At 70.1% G+C, this 21,538-nt stretch carries 20 protein-coding genes; 9 read left to right on the plus strand and 11 right to left on the minus strand.

What is annotated here, in order from left to right; translation table 11 throughout:
• Positions 1-32 precede the first annotated feature (32 nt).
• The 3 genes from JUB11_RS19090 to JUB11_RS19100 form a co-directional block, all read right to left on the minus strand.
• A complete protein-coding gene (locus JUB11_RS19090; protein WP_207460166.1) occupies positions 33-605 on the minus strand; it encodes a hypothetical protein in 573 nt (190 codons plus the stop codon).
• Between the two features lie 79 nt (positions 606-684).
• Positions 685-954 (minus strand): hypothetical protein, encoded by a 270-nt coding sequence (locus tag JUB11_RS19095; protein WP_207460167.1) that lies wholly within the window; start codon positions 952-954, stop codon positions 685-687.
• 66 nt (positions 955-1,020) lie between these two features.
• Positions 1,021-1,839, minus strand: a complete 819-nt coding sequence (locus JUB11_RS19100) for a phage capsid protein (RefSeq protein ID WP_207460168.1) — start codon at positions 1,837-1,839, stop codon at positions 1,021-1,023.
• A 454-nt stretch (positions 1,840-2,293) separates the two neighbouring features.
• Here JUB11_RS19100 and JUB11_RS19105 point away from each other — a divergent pair, with 454 nt between their 5' ends.
• The gene (locus JUB11_RS19105; RefSeq protein ID WP_207460169.1) at positions 2,294-2,536 is read left to right on the plus strand and encodes a hypothetical protein; all 243 of its coding nucleotides are present in this window, start codon (positions 2,294-2,296) and stop codon (positions 2,534-2,536) included.
• A gap of 40 nt (positions 2,537-2,576) precedes the next feature.
• Here JUB11_RS19105 and JUB11_RS19110 read toward each other — a convergent pair whose 3' ends face one another.
• From JUB11_RS19110 to JUB11_RS19135, 6 genes are all read right to left on the minus strand, one after another.
• Positions 2,577-4,925, minus strand: a complete 2,349-nt coding sequence (locus JUB11_RS19110) for an EAL domain-containing protein (RefSeq protein ID WP_207460170.1) — start codon at positions 4,923-4,925, stop codon at positions 2,577-2,579.
• Between the two features lie 274 nt (positions 4,926-5,199).
• On the minus strand, positions 5,200-5,958 hold the full coding sequence (locus tag JUB11_RS19115) for a hypothetical protein (RefSeq protein WP_247887164.1): 759 nt from the start codon (positions 5,956-5,958) through the stop codon (positions 5,200-5,202).
• A gap of 54 nt (positions 5,959-6,012) precedes the next feature.
• Positions 6,013-6,279, minus strand: a complete 267-nt coding sequence (locus JUB11_RS19120; protein WP_207460171.1) for a hypothetical protein — start codon at positions 6,277-6,279, stop codon at positions 6,013-6,015.
• Positions 6,272-7,831 (minus strand): portal protein, encoded by a 1,560-nt coding sequence (locus JUB11_RS19125; RefSeq protein WP_207460244.1) that lies wholly within the window; start codon positions 7,829-7,831, stop codon positions 6,272-6,274. The genes JUB11_RS19120 and JUB11_RS19125 overlap by 8 nt, the downstream gene beginning before the upstream one ends.
• A 521-nt stretch (positions 7,832-8,352) precedes the next feature.
• Positions 8,353-8,814 carry a hypothetical protein gene (locus JUB11_RS19130; protein WP_207460172.1) on the minus strand — a complete coding sequence of 154 codons (462 nt, stop codon included), beginning with the start codon at positions 8,812-8,814 and terminating at the stop codon, positions 8,353-8,355.
• The gene (locus JUB11_RS19135; protein ID WP_247887165.1) at positions 8,811-9,221 is read right to left on the minus strand and encodes a hypothetical protein; all 411 of its coding nucleotides are present in this window, start codon (positions 9,219-9,221) and stop codon (positions 8,811-8,813) included. The genes JUB11_RS19130 and JUB11_RS19135 overlap by 4 nt, the downstream gene beginning before the upstream one ends.
• A gap of 323 nt (positions 9,222-9,544) precedes the next feature.
• On the opposite strand from JUB11_RS19135, the gene JUB11_RS19140 reads away from it, so the two are divergent.
• The 3 genes from JUB11_RS19140 to JUB11_RS19150 all read left to right on the plus strand — a co-directional run bounded on the left by JUB11_RS19140 (position 9,545) and on the right by JUB11_RS19150 (position 12,296).
• Complete coding sequence (locus JUB11_RS19140) at positions 9,545-10,180, plus strand: helix-turn-helix transcriptional regulator (RefSeq protein ID WP_207460173.1); 636 nt, start codon at positions 9,545-9,547, stop codon at positions 10,178-10,180.
• A gap of 65 nt (positions 10,181-10,245) precedes the next feature.
• On the plus strand, positions 10,246-10,554 hold the full coding sequence (locus tag JUB11_RS19145) for a hypothetical protein (RefSeq protein WP_207460174.1): 309 nt from the start codon (positions 10,246-10,248) through the stop codon (positions 10,552-10,554).
• Positions 10,555-11,162: 608 nt separating this feature from the next.
• Positions 11,163-12,296: a DUF2336 domain-containing protein gene (locus JUB11_RS19150; RefSeq protein ID WP_348771465.1), complete on the plus strand. Its 1,134-nt coding sequence runs from the start codon at positions 11,163-11,165 to the stop codon at positions 12,294-12,296.
• Between the two features lie 16 nt (positions 12,297-12,312).
• On the opposite strand, the gene JUB11_RS19155 is transcribed toward JUB11_RS19150, so the two are convergent.
• The gene (locus tag JUB11_RS19155) at positions 12,313-12,708 is read right to left on the minus strand and encodes a hypothetical protein (protein ID WP_207460175.1); all 396 of its coding nucleotides are present in this window, start codon (positions 12,706-12,708) and stop codon (positions 12,313-12,315) included.
• Positions 12,709-13,003: 295 nt separating this feature from the next.
• On the opposite strand from JUB11_RS19155, the gene mdh reads away from it, so the two are divergent.
• The 5 genes from mdh (at position 13,004) to odhB (ending at position 20,693) form a co-directional block, all read left to right on the plus strand.
• The gene (mdh, locus tag JUB11_RS19160) at positions 13,004-13,966 is read left to right on the plus strand and encodes a malate dehydrogenase (RefSeq protein ID WP_207460176.1); all 963 of its coding nucleotides are present in this window, start codon (positions 13,004-13,006) and stop codon (positions 13,964-13,966) included.
• A 277-nt stretch (positions 13,967-14,243) separates the two neighbouring features.
• On the plus strand, positions 14,244-15,440 hold the full coding sequence (gene sucC / locus JUB11_RS19165; protein ID WP_207460177.1) for an ADP-forming succinate--CoA ligase subunit beta: 1,197 nt from the start codon (positions 14,244-14,246) through the stop codon (positions 15,438-15,440).
• The gene (sucD, locus tag JUB11_RS19170; protein WP_207460178.1) at positions 15,440-16,315 is read left to right on the plus strand and encodes a succinate--CoA ligase subunit alpha; all 876 of its coding nucleotides are present in this window, start codon (positions 15,440-15,442) and stop codon (positions 16,313-16,315) included. Before sucC ends, sucD begins: the two co-directional genes overlap by 1 nt.
• 169 nt (positions 16,316-16,484) lie before the next feature.
• Positions 16,485-19,376 carry a 2-oxoglutarate dehydrogenase E1 component gene (locus JUB11_RS19175; protein WP_207460247.1) on the plus strand — a complete coding sequence of 964 codons (2,892 nt, stop codon included), beginning with the start codon at positions 16,485-16,487 and terminating at the stop codon, positions 19,374-19,376.
• 51 nt (positions 19,377-19,427) lie between these two features.
• Positions 19,428-20,693: a 2-oxoglutarate dehydrogenase complex dihydrolipoyllysine-residue succinyltransferase gene (gene odhB, locus JUB11_RS19180; protein ID WP_207460179.1), complete on the plus strand. Its 1,266-nt coding sequence runs from the start codon at positions 19,428-19,430 to the stop codon at positions 20,691-20,693.
• Between the two features lie 592 nt (positions 20,694-21,285).
• On the opposite strand, the gene JUB11_RS19185 is transcribed toward odhB, so the two are convergent.
• Positions 21,286-21,471 carry a hypothetical protein gene (locus JUB11_RS19185; RefSeq protein ID WP_207460180.1) on the minus strand — a complete coding sequence of 62 codons (186 nt, stop codon included), beginning with the start codon at positions 21,469-21,471 and terminating at the stop codon, positions 21,286-21,288.
• Positions 21,472-21,538: the final 67 nt, after the last annotated feature.

Consider the following 21,538-nt stretch of genomic DNA (forward strand, 5'->3'; position numbering starts at 1 on the left):
CGTGAAGTTGGTCTTGATCTGGGTGACGCGGGTCATCGGCGCCTCGCCTCGATGAGGGTGAAGTCGGTGAAGCCCGGCTGGCTGTCCTGCTGGCCGTCGATCATGCGGGCGCGCCGGAACTCCTGCTCGGCGAGACGCTGGAGCGCCTCGGCCCGGCTGCTGTTCTCGGTCAGCGGGATGCAGAACTCGGCCGCCAGCCGGGCGATCAGCGCCTGGTCGAAGAAGGGCGGGAAGTCCTCCTCCGCCGGGCGGCCGATGTAGGTCAGCACGACCGTCTCGCCGTCGGCCTGGAGCGTCCGCCCGGCGATCCGGTACTCCAGCCCCCGGCCCCGCCCGGCCCCGCCCGCGCCGAGAGCGCGCAGGAAATCCAACGGAAGCTGGTAGGCGTGGGCGTAGTCGGCCAGCGGCCCCGCCGCCAGGCGCGGCAGCGTGGCCTGGAGCGTGGCGAAGCTCCAGGGGTTGGCCGACAGCAGCGCGTCGCGCGCCGGCCCGTAGAGCGCCGAGGCCAGCTCCGCCTCGGCGGAGCCCTCGTCGAAGGCGGTGATCGCCGTCGCGCCGATCTTCAGCAGCGCCCGGCTGCACAGCCCGATCGCGGTGAGTGCCATGGATGGGAATCCTCGGGACATGGAAAAGGGGCGGAGGCGCCGACCGCCTCCGCCCCGTGGCACGGGCTCGCCCGCGCGGTCAGTCGCTGTTGGCCGCGTCGAAGGCGGTGAGGTTGGCGAGGTTCACCACGCCGCCCATGTTGGCGGCGACCACGAAGACGCCCGCGGCGGGCGTGCCGCCCGTGCCGGTGTTGGCGAGCAGCATGTCGCCGGCGCGCAGCATGTCGGACGCGCCGTTGAAATAGCCGGCGTCGTCCACCTGCGACGCCGGATCGGGGGTGGTGTAGTGCCAGAGCGTGAAGCCGTTCGCGTAGGCGAGCACGCTCAGGTCCTTCGCTGCGTAAGCCATGAAGAACTCCCTGGAGGATGTCGGATCGGGAAGAGATGCACCGGAGCCGGGGGGCTCCGGCGGGTCTCAGCCTTCGAGGCAGCGCAGCGTGACGACGCCGGCCGGGTCGATCAGGCAGGCGCCCTGGCTCATCATGTTGTTCACGAAGTGCGCGGCCCGGTCGCCGTGCCAGGTGATGTCGGTCTTCACGTCGGCACCCGCCGCGTGGCCGACCGCCGTCTTGTGGTACCAGTGGCACAAGCGCACGCCGCCAGCGGCGGTCAGCCCGGAATGAGGCAGCCAGAGGGTGCCGAGCCAGCGCTTGGCCTGGGTGCCGCGCCAGGGCAGCTCGTCCGGCCCGACATAGTCGGAGTTGGCGAATTCCAGGATGCCCAGCAGCTGGCTCCACTGCTTCCAGCCGACGACGGCGTAGCGCTGCCCGTCGTCGGGCACGTCGGCCTCGCCCAGCATCTCGAAGGCTTCCAGGATCTTGGCCTTGGTCAGCCCGTCGGCGCCCGTGCCCGCGAAGTTGGTGGACTTGTCCATCTCCTCGATCAGCAGCTCGTCGGTCTTGCGGCCGAGCGCGTAGGCGCCGGCGTTGGCGATGACCTGCCGCTCGTCGATGTTGGTCTTCAGCTCGTCCAGCCGGTCGACCCAGTCGCCGGCGTAGAAGTCGTAGAGGATGCATTCCGCGGGGGAGTGCTCGATGTTCATGACCGGCACCTCGCCGTGGCGGGCCTTGGTGCCGGCGGAACCCTTGCCGACCCGCTGGAAGACGGTGGAGGCGCCCTGCACGTTGCCCTTGCTGCGCACCGTGTTGCGCAGCTTGGAGCCGATGCGCTGGTAGGATTCGTGGACCTCGCGTTCAAATTGCTTGACGAAGGCCTGGGTGACGCTCGTTGACATAAGACGATTTTCCTTTCGCGTTCCTTGCGGATCCCGTCCGGCGGGTGCAGTCCGCCACCCGGTTGTCGGGCGCGCCGAGGGTGTGGCATCGGCGCGCCCGGCCGCGGGCGGAGCGCGAAAAGAAAAGGGCCGGCCGGGCCTTTCGGTTGTCCGGCCGGCCCTTTTCGGGACAGGCATTGGGAGGATCTGAGGGGCGTCAACGCCCGGGGTTCGAGGGGAGGAGCGGAGACGCACCCCAGGCGTTGACAAGACCAACCCTAGGACATCGCGCCCATTCTGTCAAGAAAATATTCCTCTCGACCGTCAACGCCGCGAGCGTCGGTGGCGCCCCGGAAGGATAGGCTATTCCACACCGGGCAAGTCGCTAAATTTCTCCGGAACACCACCACCGAACGGTTCGCAATCCAGATCGTCTGCCCTACCATCGAATGATGGAACAAATCCGGAGGGTGACATGCAAACGCTCGCAGGGACGGCGGCGGTCGCGACAGCGGTCTTCGCGGCGGCGTTCGCCGTCTTCTATGTGCTGGTTCTGGTGAACAACATCATGGGCGAGCGGTTCGAACGTTCGCTGCACGCCGGCAGGCGGCCCGGGAGCGGCCTGCCCGGCGCGGGACGGCCCGCCGGCCGGCTGCAGGCCGTCCGTCAGTCGCTCCATGGCTTTCCCTGGTTCGCCGCCCTGCTGCCCTGCCTGTGAGATGCCGTGATACAAGGCCGGCGGCGCCGCGGGGCCGGCCTCAGCCCGGCACGCCCACGCTTTCGAGGAAGCGTTCCCCGGCCCGGCTCTGGAGGCGTTCCCGCTGGACCAGCAGCTCGGCCGCGCGGGCGGCCTCGCCGGGACGGCCGGTCAGCCAGCCCTGGGCCAGCGTGCAGTTCAGGCCGCGCAGGAAATCCGCCTGCTCCAGGGTTTCCACCCCCTCGGCCACGACCTCCAGCCCCAGCATCTCGGCCATGGTGAGGATGGTGGTGACGATCGCCGCGTCCTTGCGGCCGTTCGGCACGCCGCTGACGAAGGAGCGGTCGATCTTCAGCGTCGTCACCGGCAGGCTCTTCAGATAGCCCAGCGACGAATGGCCCGTGCCGAAATCGTCCACGGCCACGCGGATCCCCATGGCCTGAAGGGCACCCAGCACCGCCATGGCGTGTTCGATGTCCTGGATGACCGCCCCTTCGGTGATCTCCAGCTCGATCAGGTGCGGGGGCAGGCTGTGATCGGCGATGATGCGCCGGAAATCCTCCGCCGAGCGGTGGCGCAGGTGCCGGGGCGAGATGTTGACGGCGACCGGCACGGGGTCCAGCCCCTCCAGCGCCCAGGCCCGCTGCTGCCGGCAGGCCTCGGCCAGGACCCAGTCGCCGAGCGGCACGATGAAGCCGGTCTCCTCGGCGACGGGAATGAACTCGCCGGGCGACACCATGCCGAGCCCCGGCCGCTCCCAGCGCAGCAGCGCCTCGAAGCCCTGGAGCGTGCCGTCCAGCAGCGAGACCTTGGGCTGGTAATGCAGGCGGAACTGCCCCTCGGCCAGTGCCGCGCGCAGGTCGCGGTCGAGCGCCAGGTGCCGGCGCGCCTGCTCCGTCATTTCCTTGCGGAAGAAGGCGTGCCGCCGCCCGCCCTGCCGCTTGGCGGCGTAGAGTGCGGCGTCGGCGGCGCGGATCAGCTCCGGCACCGTTCCGGCATGGTCGGGGAAGAGCGCGATCCCGGCGGAGGGCCGGACGTAATGCTCCGAATCGGCCAGCCGCACCGGCGCGTCGAAGGAGGCGATGACCCGGTCGGCGAAGGCCGCGGCCTCCTGCGGCTCGCCGATCTCTTCCAGCACGATGGCGAAGTCGTTGGTGCCGATGCGGCCCACCCGGTCGGCGGCGCCGACCTCGCGCATGATGCGCGCGGCCACCTCGACCAGCAGCGCGTCGCCGGCGCTGTAGCCCAGCGTGTCGGTGATCAGCTTGAAGCGCGACAGGTCCAGGCACAGCACGGCGAGCCGCCGCCCGTCGCGGCGCCGGCGGTCGAGCGCCGTTTCCAGCGTGGATTCGATGAGCGCGAGGTTGGGCAGCCCGGTCAACCGGTCGCGGGTCGCCAGCCGCAGCAGCTCCCGCTCGTGCCGCAGCCGCTCGGTCATGTCCGCCAGCATGCAGACGGTGCTGCGCCGCCCGGCGATGGCCAGCGACGACAGGGTCAGCGACACCTCGACCCGGCCGGCCGCGCGTTCCACCGCCAGCCCCTCGACGCGCTCCGGCCCGCCCGTGCCGCCGCGCTGCCCTTCCAGCAGGGCCTCGACCGTGTCGCGGTCGGACTCGGCGAAGAGGTCGGGGAAGCGCACGGCGCGCAAGCCCGCCTCGGGCAGGCCGAACAGCGCGACGGCGGCGCGGTTGTGCTCCTCGACCATGCCGTCCGCGTCCACGAGGAGGATGGGCTCGCCGATGCCGTTCATGATGCCGAAGACGCGCTCGTCGCGCTGGATCAGCGCCTCGGCGGCGCGGCGGAAATACTCCATGGAACGGGCCATGGCGCCGAACTCGTCCCGGCGGTCGCGGCCGGGGATGTCGATGTCGGTCTGCCCCTCGGTAAGCCGCGCCATGCGCGCCGACAGCGCCTCGATCGGCCCGACCACGTTGGCGGAAAGATAGCGGGCGAGCGGCCAGCTCAAGGCCATCAGCACGCCGATGAACAGCGCGAAGGCGAAGGCCGCCACCCGGAAGTCCTGGTCCAGGTCGTGCGTGCTGCCGGCGGCGACGATGGTCCAGCCCCAGGGCTCGAAGGTCACGCTGCTGACGATCAGATGCCCGGCCGCCAGCTCCTCCAGGTTCGGGATGCGGCCGGTGAAGACGGTGATGTGGAAGGGTTCGCCGCCGAAGGCCCGCAGGGTTTCCTGGGCGAGCGCCCGCGCCGCGCCGGGGGTCAACGCCCCCGTCTCCACCTTGGCCTGGAGGTCGGTCAGCACCTCGCGCGCCGAATCGGCGAGATTGGCCGCCAGCCGTCCGCGCTCCTCCATCAGCCCATGGCGCAGAAGATAGAGCGCCGGGACGGCCGCCATCAGGCAGCCGATCAGGCCGATCCAGGTCAGCCAGCGGATCTTGCGGCGCAGGGTCATGAGGGGGGAAGGATCGGGAGGGGCCTGCCCGCCCGGCCGCCCATCCCTGCCCTGTCCGGGTCCCTCTCCAGGCGATGCGCGGTCACGTCAGCCACGAGCTTGCCCACATCCGGGATGCGAAGGTTTGTTCGTGATACTGACATCGCTTTCCGCGCGGCGCCACAGCTAGTTGTCCGGCCGGCAGCGCCGGGCACCCGGCCCGCGAACCCCGGGCGCGGGCACGCCCGGAGGTGGCCGGCGCCGGGCCACGGCTCGCCGGCCCTTCGCGGGGACGTCACCCCTGGCCGGGATAGAGCCTCTGGAAGCCCTCCGTGACGCGGGCGACGATGGCGGGGTCGCGGTCGCGCCAGTAGCGGGGGTCACGCATCAGCGCCTGCAGCTCCGCGTCGCCGTCCCCGGCCGACGGTCCGGGCGGCCGGGCCAGGGCGGAGGGTTCGGCGCCGGTCATCATGCGGTGCAGCGCCATCACCCCTTCGTAGGTGGTGGCGAGGCCGGCCAGCGCGGCGGGCGGCAGATTCCGGCCGCCCCAGGACAGGAGCTGGCGCGAGATCTCCCGCCAGGTCTCCTCGCCGCCGAAATGGGCGACCAGCCGCTCCACCTCGCGCTCGGCCTGGAACTCGGCGGCCAGCTCCTGGACCAGCGGCACCAGCCGTTCCGCCGCGAGGTCGTAGACGAGCTGGGCCTGCTCCGGCGAGAAGCCGGCGCCGTGCAGGCGGCGGTTGATGTCGGCGTCGGGCTCGAACAGGCCATGGTCGCAGGCGATGCCGTAGCCCTCCGGCGCGTCGGGCACGCCAAGCGCCTTCAGCAGGCCGGCGCGGTCGAGGTCCGGCGCCGCCGGGGGCGCCGACAGCCGGCGCTCCAGCTCCAGGTAGGACTTCAGCAGCGCCTCGACGCGCAGCGCGCCGGTTTCCGGGTCGCGGAACTTCTCAGGGATCGGCGGCATGGCGTCGGCCCCGGCGGAGGAGGTGACGGCCGGGGCGGCGGGCGGGGTTTCCGGCGCCGCGAGGGACGCGGTGAGCAGGTTCTCGGCCATGAAAAGAACTCCTTGCTGATGGGGTTTTCGGGTTGGAGGATCCGAAGAGGCGGGTCAGCGGCCGCCGCCCCGCGCGACCAGCGCGAGGATCAGGGCGACGAGCTGGCGCTGGCCTTCCAGGTGGCGCAGAGCCGGCTCCGGGGCCTCGGGGCCGAGCGCGCGGTCGAGCGTCATCGCCTTCAGCGCGCGCAGCACCGCCGCCCCGTCCGCCCCGGCGAAGCAGCGGGCGAAGGCCGGGGCGAGGTCGCCCGCGGGCGCCGCCCCTTCGGAAGCGGAGGCGGAGACGCCGTCCAGCCAATCCCAGCCGGCGGGCTCAGCCATGGGCGGCCTCCTCCGGCGGAAGGTCCGGGGGCGGCATCTCCGGCGCGGGCATCTCCGGCGGGAGCGGTTCGGCGCGGACCAGCTTGGCCGGAACGCCGAAGGCCTCGCCCAGCCAGCGCGCGGTCGCCGCCGCGTCCACCGTGGCGAGCGCCTCCGGCCCGAGCCTCTGCGCGGTGTCGAGCCATTGCAGCGTCGCCTGAACGTCGCGTTGCGCCTGCGCCTGGGCCAGGGGCGAGCGGTGCTGAAGCTCGACCAGCCGGCCGTCCACGGCGAAGTCGGGGATCTCCCCGCGCCGCCGCAGGATCGACACCGCCCGCATCAGCAGCGGCGTCAGCATCTCCGCCTGGAGCCGCCCGTAGGTGGCGCCGAGCAGCCGCGCCATTTCGCCCGACCGCTCCAGCACCTCGGTCGCGGTCATGCGCGCCTCGTGCAAGGGGGCGAGCCGGTCCACCAGCAGCGCGTGGCGGATGCGCGCCCGCAGGTCGTCGAGCACGAGCTGCGACACGTCGAACCGGCCGGGGTTGGCGAGCGGCGTCAGCCCGGCCGAGCCGACCGCCTTGGGGATGATCGTCCCCGGCACCAGCCGGATGGTGGCGGGGTTGATCACCCCGTCGTCGTCGGCCTGCCAGATGCCGGTGACGGCGACCGACGCGTTCTTCAGGACGAGTTCCACCACCTTGTTGGCCGTCTTGATGTCCGGCAGCGCCTTCATCACCGGGGACCGGCCATAGGCCTCCCCCGGCGCCTTCAGCCAGCGGAAGCTGATGAAGGGCGACTGGTGGAAGCGGCCGCGGGCGAGCCAGCCCGGCTCGGCCAGGCCGCTGTCCAGCACCACCGCCCAGCGGTAGCCGATCCCCTCCGGCAGAACCGCCTCCACCAGGGGAAAGCGGCTGTCCGGTGCCGATTCGGCGTGGCGGCGCAGAGCGTCGGGGATCTCCGCGCCGGGAAAGCGCCGCTCGATCTGGGCGAGCGTCGCCTCGCTGCGCCGGAAGGTGCCGTCGAGCCGCCCCTCCGGCCCCTCTTCCAGCACCGCCTCGGCCAGGGGCACGGCGGTGAAGCGCAGGCTGGAGGGGGCGCCGGGTGCGGCCTCCTCCATCAGCAGGCAGGCGGTGCCCACCGCGACGAGGTCGAGGAAGGCCTGGTGGATCTCCACCGCGAAGTTGGAGCGGTCGAAATGCGCCTGGACGATGCCGGCCGCTCGGTCGAGCATCGGGGCCACCCGGTCGCGCTCCTCGTCCGACAGGGCCGGGCCGGGCTGGAAGCCGAACCAGCGCGACCAGGGAGGGGTGAGCTGTGCGAGCAGGCTCGCGGCGAGCTGTTCGACGGCGTCGGGTGCGGTGCCGTCGAACAGCCGGTCGCCCCGGCGCTCGCCCGGCGTGCCGGCGCCCCGGAAGGCCTGCGCGTTCGGCAGGGCATGGTCGTAGCATTCCTGCCAGTGCGACTCCCAAACGCCGCGCCGTTCCCGCGCGGCCCGGTAGCGGTCCAGCAGCGCCGTGGGCGTCAGCCCGTCCGCCGGTGCTGCGCGGGTGGGACCGGCGGAGCCCGGCTCCATGGCGGGCGGGGCGGCCGCGTTCGGCTTGGTCCTGTTCGGCGTGACCATGGGGTCATTCTCCCAGAAGGCTTTTGCGCGCGGGCAGCAGCGCGTTGGGGTCGAGCACCCCGCGCCAGGAAGTCCGCACCGTCCCCGTCCGGCCGCGGGTGCGCCGCCGGACCGTGTCCTCCGCCGCCATCGCCGGATCCTCCTCCGCCGGCGTGGCGGGAGGCGGCGCGCTTGGCGGTGGTGGAGGCGGAGGCGTTACGGGCGGGGGCGGAGGTGGCGGAGGTGGGGATGGAGGCGGCGGCGGGTTGGTCACCCACCAGGGCGGCTCATAGGCGATGGGAGGCGGTGGCGGGGGTGGAGGCGGTGGTGGGGGTGGGGAAGGCGGCGGTGGCGGAGGCGCTGGAGGAGGAGGAGGTGGTGGTGGCGGAGGAGGTGGTGGTGGCGGGGGCGGCAGGGGCGCGGGCGGCGCGGGCGGAGGTGCGGGGGGTGGCGACGGCGGCTTCGGTGGCGAGAAGATGCTGGACATCGGCGGATCATCCTTGCGGTCGGAAGGGGCGAGGCAGGGCCGGCACGGAGGCGGCGGGCATGGCGTCCGGATCCGGCCCGGCGCGCGTCAGGTGCCGGTAGAGCTGCCAGGGTGTGAGGACGGTCGGCGCATGCAGGCCGAGCACGCGCTTGACCGCCTCCACGCAGGTGAAGGGCGCCCAGGGCGCGGGCCGGGTCAGCCCGCGCCGCACGGCGGCGGGCGCGACGGTCAGCCCGTGCGCGCGGAACCAGCCCGGCAGGTCGTAGCCCGGCGGCACGTCGAGGACGGTGACCTCGGTGAAAGGCGCCAGCGGGTCCAGGACGATCCAGCGGCGGCCGTCGTTCAGCGCGACGAAGCAGTGGCGGAAACCCGGCCGCAGCAGCCGCAGCCACCAGAGCGCCGCCTCCCCGCTGAAGGCCACCAGCGCGGCGGGCACATCGGCGCGCCTGTTCACCGGCGGGCGGCTCATCGCACGATCCCCTTGGCGCGCAGCACGGGCACCAGCCGGTCGAAGGCCTCGCGCCACAGCCGGTGCGCGCGCTGCTCGTGCCGGCGCGCCGCGTCCGGCGCCATGCGGAGCCGCCCGTACTGGACCAGCACATGCAGGTGGTCGCGCGCCAGCAGCCGACGCCGGTGCAGCGCGTCCACCGCCCGCAGCACGTCCCCCGGCTCGCAGGGCCGCCGCACCAGCCCGAGGCCGGCGACGACCCGCGCCCCCTCGGCCTTGGCGTCCTGCGCCTGCACCGACCAGAACCAGGCCTCCTCCGCGTCGTCGAAGGGAATGCCGTCCTCGGCGCGGGGAGCACCCGAAACAGAAGTGCGGGAAACGGGAGTGCGTGAAAGGCTGGGCGTGGCTACGCCGCGGCTGCCGTCCATGTCCGGTGCCTCCGTGAACAGAATTGCGGGGAATGCCGCCGGCGGAAACTCGTCTTTCCGGCGCCTCGGCGCCGTCTCCACACGGGCCGGTCGAGCACTTGTTCCCGTTATGTTCTATTTGGAGGACGCGGTCAAGGAGATTATGACAACGTTCCTATGCATGCTCCCGCCGGAGTCCTGCCCATTTCCGGCATACCGCTGCGTTCTCCAGCCGCATGCGGCCTTGCAGGACGAGTCAGACAGCCTGCTTCTTCCGTATGCTTGCAAGCGTATGTGAAAATGTTCCTAGGGACGGCCATGCACCGATATGAGAATATGGTCCCATGCTTAGACATGCGGACATCTGGCAGGCCATCGACCGCCTCGCCGAGGAGAACGGGCTCTCGGCCTCCGGCCTCGCGCGGCGGGCCGGGCTGGATCCGACGACCTTCAACAAGAGCAAGCGCATGACCGGCGACGGGAAGCTGCGCTGGCCCTCGACCGAAAGCATCGCCAAGGTGCTGGAGGCGACCGGTGCCTCCCTGCCGGAATTCGTCAGCCTGATCGGCGATTCGACCAACGGTCCGGGCGCCTTCCAGCGCATTCCCGTGATCGGCTATGCCCAGGCCGGCAACGCCGGCTATTTCGACGACGCGGGCTTCCCCGTGGGTGCTGGCTGGGACGAGCTGCTCTTCCCCAGCCTGGGCGATCCGCACGCCTACGCGCTGGAGGTGTCGGGCGACAGCATGGACCCCGTCTACCGGGATGGCGACACCATCATTCTCTCCCCCGCCGCCCAGATCCGGCGCGGCGACCGGGTGGTGGTGCGGACCAAATCCGGCGAGGTGATGGCCAAGCAGCTCGCCCGCGACACGGCGACACGGGTCGAGCTGATCTCCATCAACCGCGCCCACCCCGACCGCAGCATCCCCCGCGCCGAGCTTGCCTGGATGGCCCGCATCATCTGGGCGAGCCAGTAATCGTCCTTGAAGTCCTAGGATAGTTTTCCTTGACGAGTGGGCGCACCGGGAATAGTCTCGGCGTCATGACCCGCGCCCCTTCCACATACCCGTCCGACATCGACCTGCGCTACGACGGGCCGGCCCCCGCCGGCGCGCGGCGCTGCGGGCGTCTCGGCGGACGGAAGGTGGCCGACGCGCTGGCCCGCACGGCGGCACGTGACCTTCACGGGCGCCTCGCCGCGGAGGCCCGGCTGGGCGCCGCACGGCGGCGCCGTATCCTGTCCCCGCTCGCCGCTGCGCAGGACCCTTGGCTGCTCCGCCTCACCGCCACCCTGGCGCACCATCGGTCGATGGCGGTGCGCGGTGCCGGAACCGGCCCTGAGATCTGCTGACCAGAGCCGCCATACCACCCCCATTCCGCCGTTAACTGGATTTCGGTTCATGGCTGTTTGATTGGTTCGTTGCGGCACAGATGGTTCACGACGGCTTTTGATGGTCCGTCAATGATCCGTCCGGGCAACGTTCCGCTTCTTTTCTGCCTCTTCCTTGGGCGAAGCAGGTCGTTCATTAACCTGTATTCAGTTAATTATCCGGCGTCGCCATGCAGATGATGCACTGCACCGTTGCCGGAATGGCGCTGGCGGGCGTGGCGCCTGGATCGTACATTTGTCTCCGTTACTGCTTTTGCAGTGCGTTTCCTCCCTAGACTTGAAGGCCGCGCTTTTACGAGCTGCGGCCTTTTTTTTGTCCTCGCGCCCGGCGACCCCGCATGAATTAGGGACCCGTTAACCGTGCCGCGCTTCGATGGCTTCATGCACGGCTTTCCTTCGGGACGCGTGGCGCGGTGACGTCCGGGAACTCCCCGGCGCGGCCGCGGCCTACGGCCCCGCCCGACCAGTCCGGCTTCAAGGCGCGCGCGGATACCTCCGCGCCGGCGCTTCCGCACGTCCGCTCGCACGTCCACTCCCCGCCGGCTCATTCCCCGCCGAAAGCCGAGGGGGTGGAACCGGAACTGCTCGACTATCTCTTCGAGGAACCGGCATCCCCGCCGCCCGCGCCGAAGGAGGCCGGGCGCCGGCTGGGCGACGCGCTGGTCGAATCGCGCCTTTCGGGCATGGGCGACGCCGGGGTGCGGGCCCTGCTGGCGCGCAAGCTGTGCCGGCTGCTACCCGACCTGCCCGCCGACGGGCGCGACAAGGCGACCGCGGTCGCCCTGCGCGCGCTGGAGCAGCTCGCCCGCGATCACGTCACCCACGTGCGCGAGGCGCTGGCCACCGTGATCCAGGACATCGCCTGCGCGCCGCCCACGGTCGTGCGCCGGCTCGCCCGCGACGTGGAGCGCTGCGTGGCCGAACCGGTCCTGCACTGCTGCGCCACCCTCACCGACGAGGATCTGCTGGCGCTCATCGCCGCCCAGCCGGCCGACTGGGCGCTGGCGGCCATCGCGCGGCGGCGGACGGTCAGTGCCCCCGTCTCCACCGCCATCCTGGAGGCCGGCGCGCCCGAGGCGAGCGGCGCGCTGCTCGACAACGACGGCGCCCTCATCCACGAGGACGATCTGGAGCGGCTGGTGGAGGAAGCGGCGGCGCGGCGCGACTGGCAGGGCAAGCTGGCCCGCCGCCCCGCCCTGCCCCGCCGGCTCGCCGTGCGGCTGGCGGCCTTCGTGGACGAATCGGTGGTGGAGGTGCTGCGCTCCCGTCCCGATTTCGACGCGGCGACGGTGGCGGAGATCGCCGCCGTCACCCGGCGGCGCGTGGACTGGATCGAGGAGCGGCTGCCCGGCGAGGCGCCCGAGCGGCGCGCCATGCGGCTGCACCGGGACGGCCGGCTGGACGAAAATGCGCTGGGCGACGCCCTGTCCTGGAACGAGCGCGGCTTCGTGCGCGCCGCCCTGTCCTTGCGCGCCGCGGTGCGGCCGGCGCTGGTCGATGCGATCCTGGACTCGGGCGACGCCAGGGCGGTGACAGCACTGGTCTGGCGCGCCGGCCTGTCGATGCGCTGCGCCATGCAGGTGCAGGCGCGCGCCGCCGCGATCCCGCCCCGCGCCATGCTGAACGCGCGGGACGGAACCGCCTATCCGCTGGCCGCCGCCGAGATGGCGCGCCGGCTCACCCGCTACGGCGTGGCGCCCTGACGGGGGGCGGTCCGGCTTACTGCTGCGCGCTGACCGACGGGCTGATCGAATCGTCGCCCGGCGGCAGCGGCGGCGTCACGATCTCCTCGTTGCTGCCGGTGTTGAAGCGGATCACCGGCAGCTCGCGCGCCTCCTGGCAGACCGCGCGCTTGCGCTCGGCTTCGGCGCTGGAGGAGGCGGACACGCTGTAGAACGGCAGGGCGAAGGCCGTGCGGCTCTCCTCCGGGATCGAGAGATAGACGTAGTTGAAGAGCGTCCGGCATTGGGCGGCGGCCACCGGGGCCGGCGCGTCGGCGACCGATGCCGCGTCGAGCGCCACCTCGTAGTCCGTCACGGTCTGGGCGAAGACGCCCGCCGGCGCGGCGGCCGCCATGGCCGAGAACAGAACTGCTGCGGACAGGACGCGGTGCATGAACGGTCTCCCATGACCCAGGCCCGCCCCGGAACCGGGGCGCGGCGTTTGGCGATTTTCCAATGATATGGCTCGGTCCGGAATTTTCCGCCAGCCTTTCGGCGGTTCCCGATAACACTTCGGTTGAATCGGGCCGCGCATTGCTGCCCCCGCTGCTGTCACGCTTGCCCTTGGGCCGGAATCGCTGTAGGAACCGCCACGAGTTCTGAGGGCGCTGGATCCCTAAGAGACCTAAATTCGATTTGGTTCAGTCACCCCGCTGAATGGGGAGACGCTCTTGCTCAGGGAACGCTCAATGGCACGCAAGAAGATTGCGCTCGTTGGTGCCGGCCAGATCGGCGGCACGCTGGCTCTGCTCGCCTCGCAGAAGGAACTCGGTGACGTCGTTCTCTTCGACATCACGGAAGGCATGCCCCAGGGCAAGGCTCTCGACCTGGCCGAAACCGCCCCCGTCGACGGCTTCAACGCTTCGCTCACCGGCACCAACGACTATGCGGCCATCGAAGGCGCCGACGTCGTGATCGTCACCGCCGGCGTCCCCCGCAAGCCGGGCATGAGCCGCGACGACCTGATCGGCATCAACACCGGCGTCTGCCAGACCGTCGGCGAGAACATCAAGAAGTACTGCCCGAACGCCTTCGTCATCGTCATCACCAACCCGCTGGACGTGATGGTGTGGGTGCTGCAGCAGGCCTCGGGCCTGCCGCCGGAGCGCGTGGTCGGCATGGCCGGCGTGCTGGACAGCTCCCGCTTCCGCTACTTCCTGGCCGAGGAATTCGGTGTTTCGGTCGAGGACGTCACGGCCTTCGTGCTGGGCGGCCACGGCGACACGATGGTCCCGCTGGTCCGCTACTCGACCGTCGCCGGCATTCCGCTGCCGGACCTCGTCAAGATGGGCTGGACCACGCAGGAGAAGCTGGACGCCATCGTTCAGCGCACCCGCGACGGCGGCGCCGAGATCGTCAAGCTGCTGAAGACCGGCTCGGCCTTCTACGCCCCGGCCGCCTCGGCCATCCAGATGGCCGAGAGCTACCTCAAGGACCAGAAGCGCGTGCTTCCGGTCGCCGCCCACCTCACCGGCCAGTACGGCGTGAACGACATGTATGTCGGCGTGCCGACGGTGATCGGTGCCAAGGGCGTCGAGAAGATCATCGAGATCGAACTGAACGCCGAGGAAAAGGCGATGTTCGACAACTCCGTCAAGGCGGTCCAGACGCTGGTCGAGGTCGTCAAGAAGCAGCAGGCCGAGAAGGCCTGATCCGGTCCGGCGCGCCTTAGCGCGGGCGCGTCCGCCCTTTCGGTCGCCTCGACCGGAGACGGCGGACGCCCCGGCCGGGGGCATCGGCGCGGGCGGCTTCCGCCCCCCGCCCTCCCCGGCCATCCGTGCGGGCCGCCCTCCGCCATGGCCCTTTTTCCGTCCGCGCCTTGGTGACGAGTGCCTTTCCGCGCCGCAAGGCCGGCCCGCGGAAGCGCCCGCACCCCCCGCACCCCCCGTATCCTTTGTTCCGCCGACTCCATGAACCGATGGACGACCAATGAACATCCATGAGTACCAGGCCAAGGGCCTGCTGAAGAAGTACGGCGTCGCCGTCCCGCGCGGCGGCGTCGCCTACACCCCCCAGGAAGCCGAGACGGTCGCCCGTGAACTCGGCGGCCCGGTCTGGGTCGTGAAGTCGCAGATCCACGCCGGCGGCCGTGGCGCCGGCCGCTTCAAGAGCAACCCCGAGGGCAAGGGCGGCGTCCGCGTCGTCAAGTCCATCGAGGAGGTCGGCAAGAACGCCGGCGAGATGCTCGGCCACGTGCTGGTCACCAAGCAGACCGGGCCCGAGGGCAAGGAGGTCAAGCGCCTCTACGTCGAGGAAGGTGCGGACATCAAGCGCGAGCTGTATCTCAGCCTGCTGGTGGACCGCGGCACCGGCCGGATCACCGTCGTCGCCTCGACCGAGGGCGGCATGGAGATCGAGGAGGTCGCCCACAACACGCCGGAGAAGATCGTCAAGGTCTCCATCGACCCGGTCACCGGCATCCAGGGCTACCACACCCGCAAGATCGCCTTCGCCCTCGGGCTGGAAGGCAAGCAGGTCGGTGCGGCCTCGAAGTTCCTGACGGCCATGTACAAGGCCTTCGTGGATCTCGACTGCGCCATCGTCGAGGTCAACCCGCTGATCGTCACCGGCTCGGGCGACATCCTGGCGCTCGACGCCAAGATGAGCTTCGACGACAACGCGCTCTTCCGCCACAAGGACGTGGAAGAGCTGCGCGACGAGGCCGAGGAAGACCCGGCCGAGATCGAGGCCGCCAAGCACAGCCTCAACTACGTGAAGCTCGACGGCAACATCGGCTGCATGGTGAACGGCGCCGGCCTCGCCATGGCGACGATGGACATCATCAAGCTGTACGGCGGCGAGCCGGCCAACTTCCTGGACGTGGGCGGCGGCGCCACGAAGGAGCGCGTCACCGCGGCCTTCAAGCTGATCCTGTCCGACCCGAACGTCGAGGGCATCCTCGTCAACATCTTCGGCGGCATCATGCGCTGCGACGTCATCGCCGAGGGCGTGGTCGCCGCGGCGCGCGAAGTGCAGCTCCATGTTCCGCTGGTCGTCCGCCTGGAAGGCACCAACGTCGATCTGGGCAAGAAGATCCTCGCCGAATCGGGTCTCCCGATCCTGTCGGCCGACAACCTCGCCGACGCCGCCGACAAGGTGGTCAAGGCCGTGAAGGAGGCCGCATAATGGCTGTTCTGGTCAATTCCAACACGAAGGTCATCTGCCAGGGCTTCACCGGCGCGCAGGGCACCTTCCACTCCGAGCAGGCGATCGCCTACGGCACGAAGATGGTCGGCGGCGTGACTCCCGGTAAGGGCGGCACCACCCACCTCGACCTGCCGGTCTTCGACACGGTGGCCGACGCGGTCGAGCGCACCGGCGCCAACGCGTCCGTCATCTACGTGCCGCCGCCCTTCGCGGCCGACGCCATCCTCGAGGCGATCGACGCCGAGATCCCGCTGGTGGTCTGCATCACCGAGGGCATCCCGGTGCTGGACATGGTCCGCGTGCGCCGCGCGCTCGACAACTCCAAGACCCGCCTGATCGGGCCGAACTGCCCGGGCGTCATCACGCCGGGCGAGTGCAAGATCGGCATCATGCCGGGCCACATCCACCGCCGCGGCAAGATCGGCATCGTGTCGCGTTCGGGCACGCTGACCTACGAGGCGGTCGCCCAGACCACGGCCGCCGGGCTGGGGCAGACGACCTGCATCGGCATCGGCGGCGATCCGGTGAACGGCACGAACTTCGTGGACAGCCTGGAGATGTTCCTGGCCGACCCGGAGACCGAGGGCATCATCATGATCGGCGAGATCGGCGGCGACGCCGAGGTCAAGGGTGCGGAGTTCATCAAGCAGTCGGGCACGAAGAAGCCGGTCGTCGGCTTCATCGCCGGCCGTACCGCCCCTCCAGGCCGCCGCATGGGCCATGCGGGTGCCGTGATCTCCGGCGGCAACGACACCGCCGACTTCAAGATCGAGTTCATGAAGTCGGCCGGCATCGCCGTCGCCGACAGCCCGGCCAGCCTGGGCTCCACCATGCTCCAGGTCATGAAGGGCTGATGCGCTTCCAGCGGGGGGCTCCGGCCCCCCGCGCCTTCCCATATAGGCCTCTCCGCACAAAGGCTCCACGGCGCCCGCCATCCGGCAGCACCGACGGGCCCCTCGGCCTGAATGGGCAAGTGGACCAACACTCAAAGGGAACCGGGCGGACGCGCCCGTGACAGACACCATGTCCTATATGGAGAAGACGTCGTTCCTCTTCGGCTCCAACGCCGGGTATGTCGCCGAACTGTACGCGAACTTCCTGAAGGACCCCACCTCGGTGGATCCGAGCTGGAACGGCTTCTTCAAGGAACTCGACGACGATTCGCGCGCCGTCCTGGACGAGCTGCGCGGCGCCTCCTGGGCGCCCCGCGACGAGGACGAGGCCGGCCTGGAGCCCGCCGCCACGCTGGGCGGCAACGGCAACGGCGCGATGCTGGCGCACACGCAGCAGGTCTATGGCGGCATCAGCCACCAGCAGCTCCGCGCGGCCACGCTCGACAGCATCCGCGCCCTGATGCTCATCCGCGTCTACCGCGTGCGCGGCCACATGAACGCGCATTTCGACCCGCTGGGCCTGGAAAAGCGCGAGCCGCACCCGGAGCTGGACCCGGCCACCTACGGCTTCGGCCCCGGCGACCTCGACCGTCCGATCTTCCTGAACTATTCGCTGGGCCTTGAGAGCGCGACGCTCCGCCAGATCCTCGACATCCTGACGAAGACCTACTGCGGCACCGTCGGCGTCGAGTTCATGCACATCCAGGACCCCGAGGAAAAGGCCTGGATCCAGGAGCGCTTCGAGTCCGGCCAGCACCGCACCAGCCCGGCCATCGGCGCCAAGCGCGCCATCCTGGAGCGGCTGACCGCGGCCGAGGGCTTCGAGAAGTTCCTCCAGCTGAAATACACCGGCACCAAGCGCTTCGGCCTGGAAGGCGGCGAGTCGCTGATCCCGGCGCTCGAGCAGATCCTCCAGCGCGGCGCCGAGCTGGGGCTGAAGGACGTCGTCGTCGGCATGGCCCACCGCGGCCGCCTGAACGTGCTCGCCAACTTCATGGGCAAGCCCTTCACCGCGATCTTCTCCGAGTTCCAGGGCAACCCCTCCACCCCGGACGAGGTCCAGGGCTCGGGCGACGTGAAGTACCATCTCGGCACCTCGTCGGACCGCGAGTTCAACGGCCGCATCGTCCACCTGTCGCTGACCGCCAACCCCTCGCACCTGGAGTGGGTGAACCCGGTCGTGCTCGGCAAGGTCCGCGCCAAGCAGCAGCAGCGCGGCGACCTGGAGCGCGAGCAGGTCATGGGCATCCTGCTGCACGGTGACGCGGCCTTCGCCGGCCAGGGTATCGTGGCGGAGACGCTGGGCCTGTCGGAGCTGCGCGGCTACCGCACCGGCGGCACCGTCCACGTCATCACCAACAACCAGATCGGCTTCACCACGAACCCGACCTATTCGCGCTCGGGCGTCTACTGCTCCGACATGGCGAAGATGGTGCAGGCGCCGATCTTCCACGTGAACGGCGACGATCCCGAGGCGGTGGCCTACATCAGCCGCATGGCCATCGAGTTCCGCCAGAAGTTCAAGCGCGACGTGGTGATCGACCTCGTCTGCTACCGCCGCCACGGCCACAACGAGGGCGACGAGCCGGCCTTCACCCAGCCGCTCATGTACAAGAAGATCCGCAACCAGCCGACGACGCGCGAGCTGTACGTCCGCAAGCTGGTGTCCGAGGGCTCCCTGCCCCAGGAAGAGGCCGACCGCATGGCCGCGGACTTCTCCCGGCAGCTGGAGACGGCCTTCGAGGCGGCCAACGCCTACAAGCCCAACAAGGCCGACTGGCTGGAGGGCAAGTGGACCGGCCTGGAAGCCGCGAAGATCGACGACGACCGCCGCGCCAACACCGGCGTCGCCACCGACGTTCTGAAGGAAGTCGGGCTGAAGCTCTGCGACTACCCGAAGGACTTCGCGATCAACCCGAAGATCGCCCGCCAGCTCGAGGCCAAGCGCAAGTCCATCGAGACCGGCGAGGGCATCGACTGGGCGACCGCCGAGGCGCTGGCCTACGGCACGCTGCTGGTCGAGGGCACGGCCGTGCGCCTGTCCGGCCAGGACTCCGGCCGCGGCACCTTCTCGCACCGCCACGCGGTGATGTACGACCAGAACACCGAGGACAAGTTCGTCCCGCTGAACCATCTGCGGGCCGACCAGGCGCCCTTCGAGGTTCATGACAGCCCGCTGTCGGAAGCGGCCGTGCTCGGCTTCGAATACGGCTACTCGCTGGCCGAGCCGCACAACCTGGTCCTGTGGGAGGCGCAGTTCGGCGACTTCGCCAACACCGCCCAGACCATCTTCGACCAGTTCATCAGCTCGTCGGAGTCCAAGTGGCTGCGCATGTCGGGCCTGGTGATGCTGCTGCCGCACGGCTACGAGGGCCAGGGCCCCGAGCACAGCTCGGCGCGTCCGGAGCGGTTCCTGCAGATGTGCGCCGAGGACAACTGGCAGATCTGCAACGTCACCACGCCTGCGAACCTGTTCCACATCTTCCGCCGCCAGATCCGCCGGACCTACCGCAAGCCGCTGGTGCTGCTGACGCCGAAGTCGCTGCTGCGCCACAAGCTCTGCGTCTCCAACCTGTCGGAACTGGCCGAGGGCACGAGCTTCCACCGCGTTCTGGGCGAGATCGGGACCGACCTGGTGCCGAACGAGCAGGTCCGCCGCGTCGTCGTCTGCTCCGGCAAGGTCTATTACGACCTGCTGCAGGAGCGCCTCTCGCGCGGCATCAAGGACGTGGTCATCCTGCGTCTGGAGCAGCTCTATCCCTTCCCGCGCCAGACGCTGGCGGCCGAGTTCGCGAAGTACCCGAACGCCCAGGTCGTCTGGTGCCAGGAAGAGCCGGAGAACCAGGGCGCCTGGCTGTTCGCCGACCGCCGGATCGAGGGTGCGCTGGCCTCGGTGAACCACAAGGCGGGCCGTCCCGCCTATGTCGGCCGCCCCGGCGCCGCGTCCCCGGCCACCGGCCTGCTGAAGCGGCACAACCAGGAACAGGCGAAGCTGGTGGACGACGCGCTGACCGTCCGCTGACCGCTGAGCCAAGAAACGCCCAGTCGAAAAGAAAAGGTGCGACAGAAAACCATGGCTACCGAAATCAAGGTCCCCACGCTCGGCGAATCGGTCTCCGAGGCAACCATCGCCCGCTGGCTGAAGAAGGTCGGCGACACGGTCGCGGTCGACGAGCCGCTGGTCGAGCTTGAGACCGACAAGGTCACGCTGGAGGTCAACTCCCCGGCCGCCGGCACCCTGTCGGAGATCGTGGCGCCGGAAGGCGCCAACGTCGGCGTGGCGGCCCTGCTGGGCGTCATCGGCGAGGGCGGGGCCGCCGCGGCCCCGGCCGCTCCGAAGGCCACCGCTCCCGCCGCGGCTCCGGCTGCTCCGGCCCCGGCGGCTGCCGCTCCGGCCGCTGCCCCGGCGACCGCCGCCGTCGGCGACGCCGGCCCGGCCGCCCGCAAGATGATCGCCGAGAACGGGCTGGACGCGTCGCAGATCGCCGCGTCGGGCAAGGACGGCCGCGTCACCAAAGGCGACGTGATCGACCATCTGGAGAAGAAGCCGGCCCCGGCCGCCGCTCCGGCCGCTGCCGCTCCGGCCGCGCCGCAGAAGTACCAGTGGGCCGCCGGCACCCAGGGCGACCGTCCGCGCGCCGCCCAGGAAGAGCGCGTGCGGATGACCCGCCTGCGCCAGCGCATCGCCGAGCGGCTGAAGGAGGCGCAGAACAGCGCCGCCATGCTGACCACCTTCAACGAGGTGGACATGACCAACGTCATGGCGTTGCGCAACGAGTACAAGGAGTATTTCGAGAAGCGCCACAAGGTGCGTCTCGGCTTCATGTCCTTCTTCGTGAAGGCCGCCATCCAGGCGCTGAAGGAGATCCCGGCCGTCAACGCCGAGATCGACGGCACCGACCTGGTCTACAAGAACTACTACGACATCGGCGTCGCCGTCGGCACGCCGCAGGGCCTGGTGGTTCCGATCGTCCGCGACGCCGACAAGATGGGCTTCGCCGACATCGAGGCGAAGATCACCGAGCTGGGCAAGAAGGGCCGTGACGGCAAGCTCTCCATGGACGAGCTGACGGGCGGCACCTTCACCATCTCCAACGGCGGCGTCTACGGCTCGCTGATGTCCACGCCGATCCTGAACCCGCCGCAGTCGGGCATCCTCGGCATGCACAAGACCATGGACCGCGCCGTCGTGATCAACGGCAAGGTCGAAGTCCGCCCGATGATGTACCTCGCGCTGTCCTACGACCACCGCGTCATCGACGGCAAGGAAGCGGTCACCTTCCTCGTCCGCATCAAGGAATGCATCGAGGACCCGCGCCGCCTCCTGCTGGACGTCTGACCGACGGCCGGCGAGCCGCCGACACGAGGCGGGAGGGGAACCCCTCCTCCCGCCGGGAACTGGAAAGGCGCCGAAAGGCGCCTTTTTTCTTTTGGCAGAGGTTGAGGATGCGCCGCGCTCTCGCAAGCAAATAGCCTATCGGTAAAAAAGCGCGTATCCGTCTTCCCCGCGAAAACGGGAATCCAGTCCTTCCCAAGGCGAAACCGTTGGAAACCCTGGATCCCCGCGTCCGCGCATGAGCGCTAACTTTTGCAGATCGGCCCGTTTTGCCGAAGCCTGCGACCTTCCTCCCCGTCATTCCCGCGAACGCGGGAATCCAGTCCTTCCCGTAGCGAACCCTTTGGAAACTCTGGATCCCCGCGTCCGCGGGGATGACGGTGGAAGGCGGTCGGAACCTTGCTTCAGTCGCTCAGACCTCAAAGTTAGCGCTCATGCGCGAAGGCGGGGATGACGACTGAGTATTTGGGTTCGCCAAGAATTCAGCCAGGGAATATTTGCAAATGCATGCGCACCGAAATCGCACAATGAGCAAAACCCGCCGGACCGAACCGGCGGGCTTGCGGAAGGCACCCGTACCGTAGGCAGCCCGGCGTCAGTCCGCGCGGGTCTGCTCCGCCCGGAGGTCACGCAGGTCGCGCAGGGCTTCGGCCAGGCCGCGCATGCCGTTGGCGATGCGGCGGAGCGGCACGTCCGGGCGCGACGCCTGGGCGAACAGGGCCGCGGCCTCGGCGGTGTGGCTCGAACGGTAGGATGCGAGATCGATAATGGTCGCCGACATGGGTCCAGGCCTCCGCGGATGCGTTCCGAAACAGCGCGGCGCCGCAGCACCGCAGGGTTGTCTTGGA

This window comes from Azospirillum sp. SYSU D00513 (assembly GCF_017356015.1).
GTDB lineage: Bacteria > Pseudomonadota > Alphaproteobacteria > Azospirillales > Azospirillaceae > Azospirillum.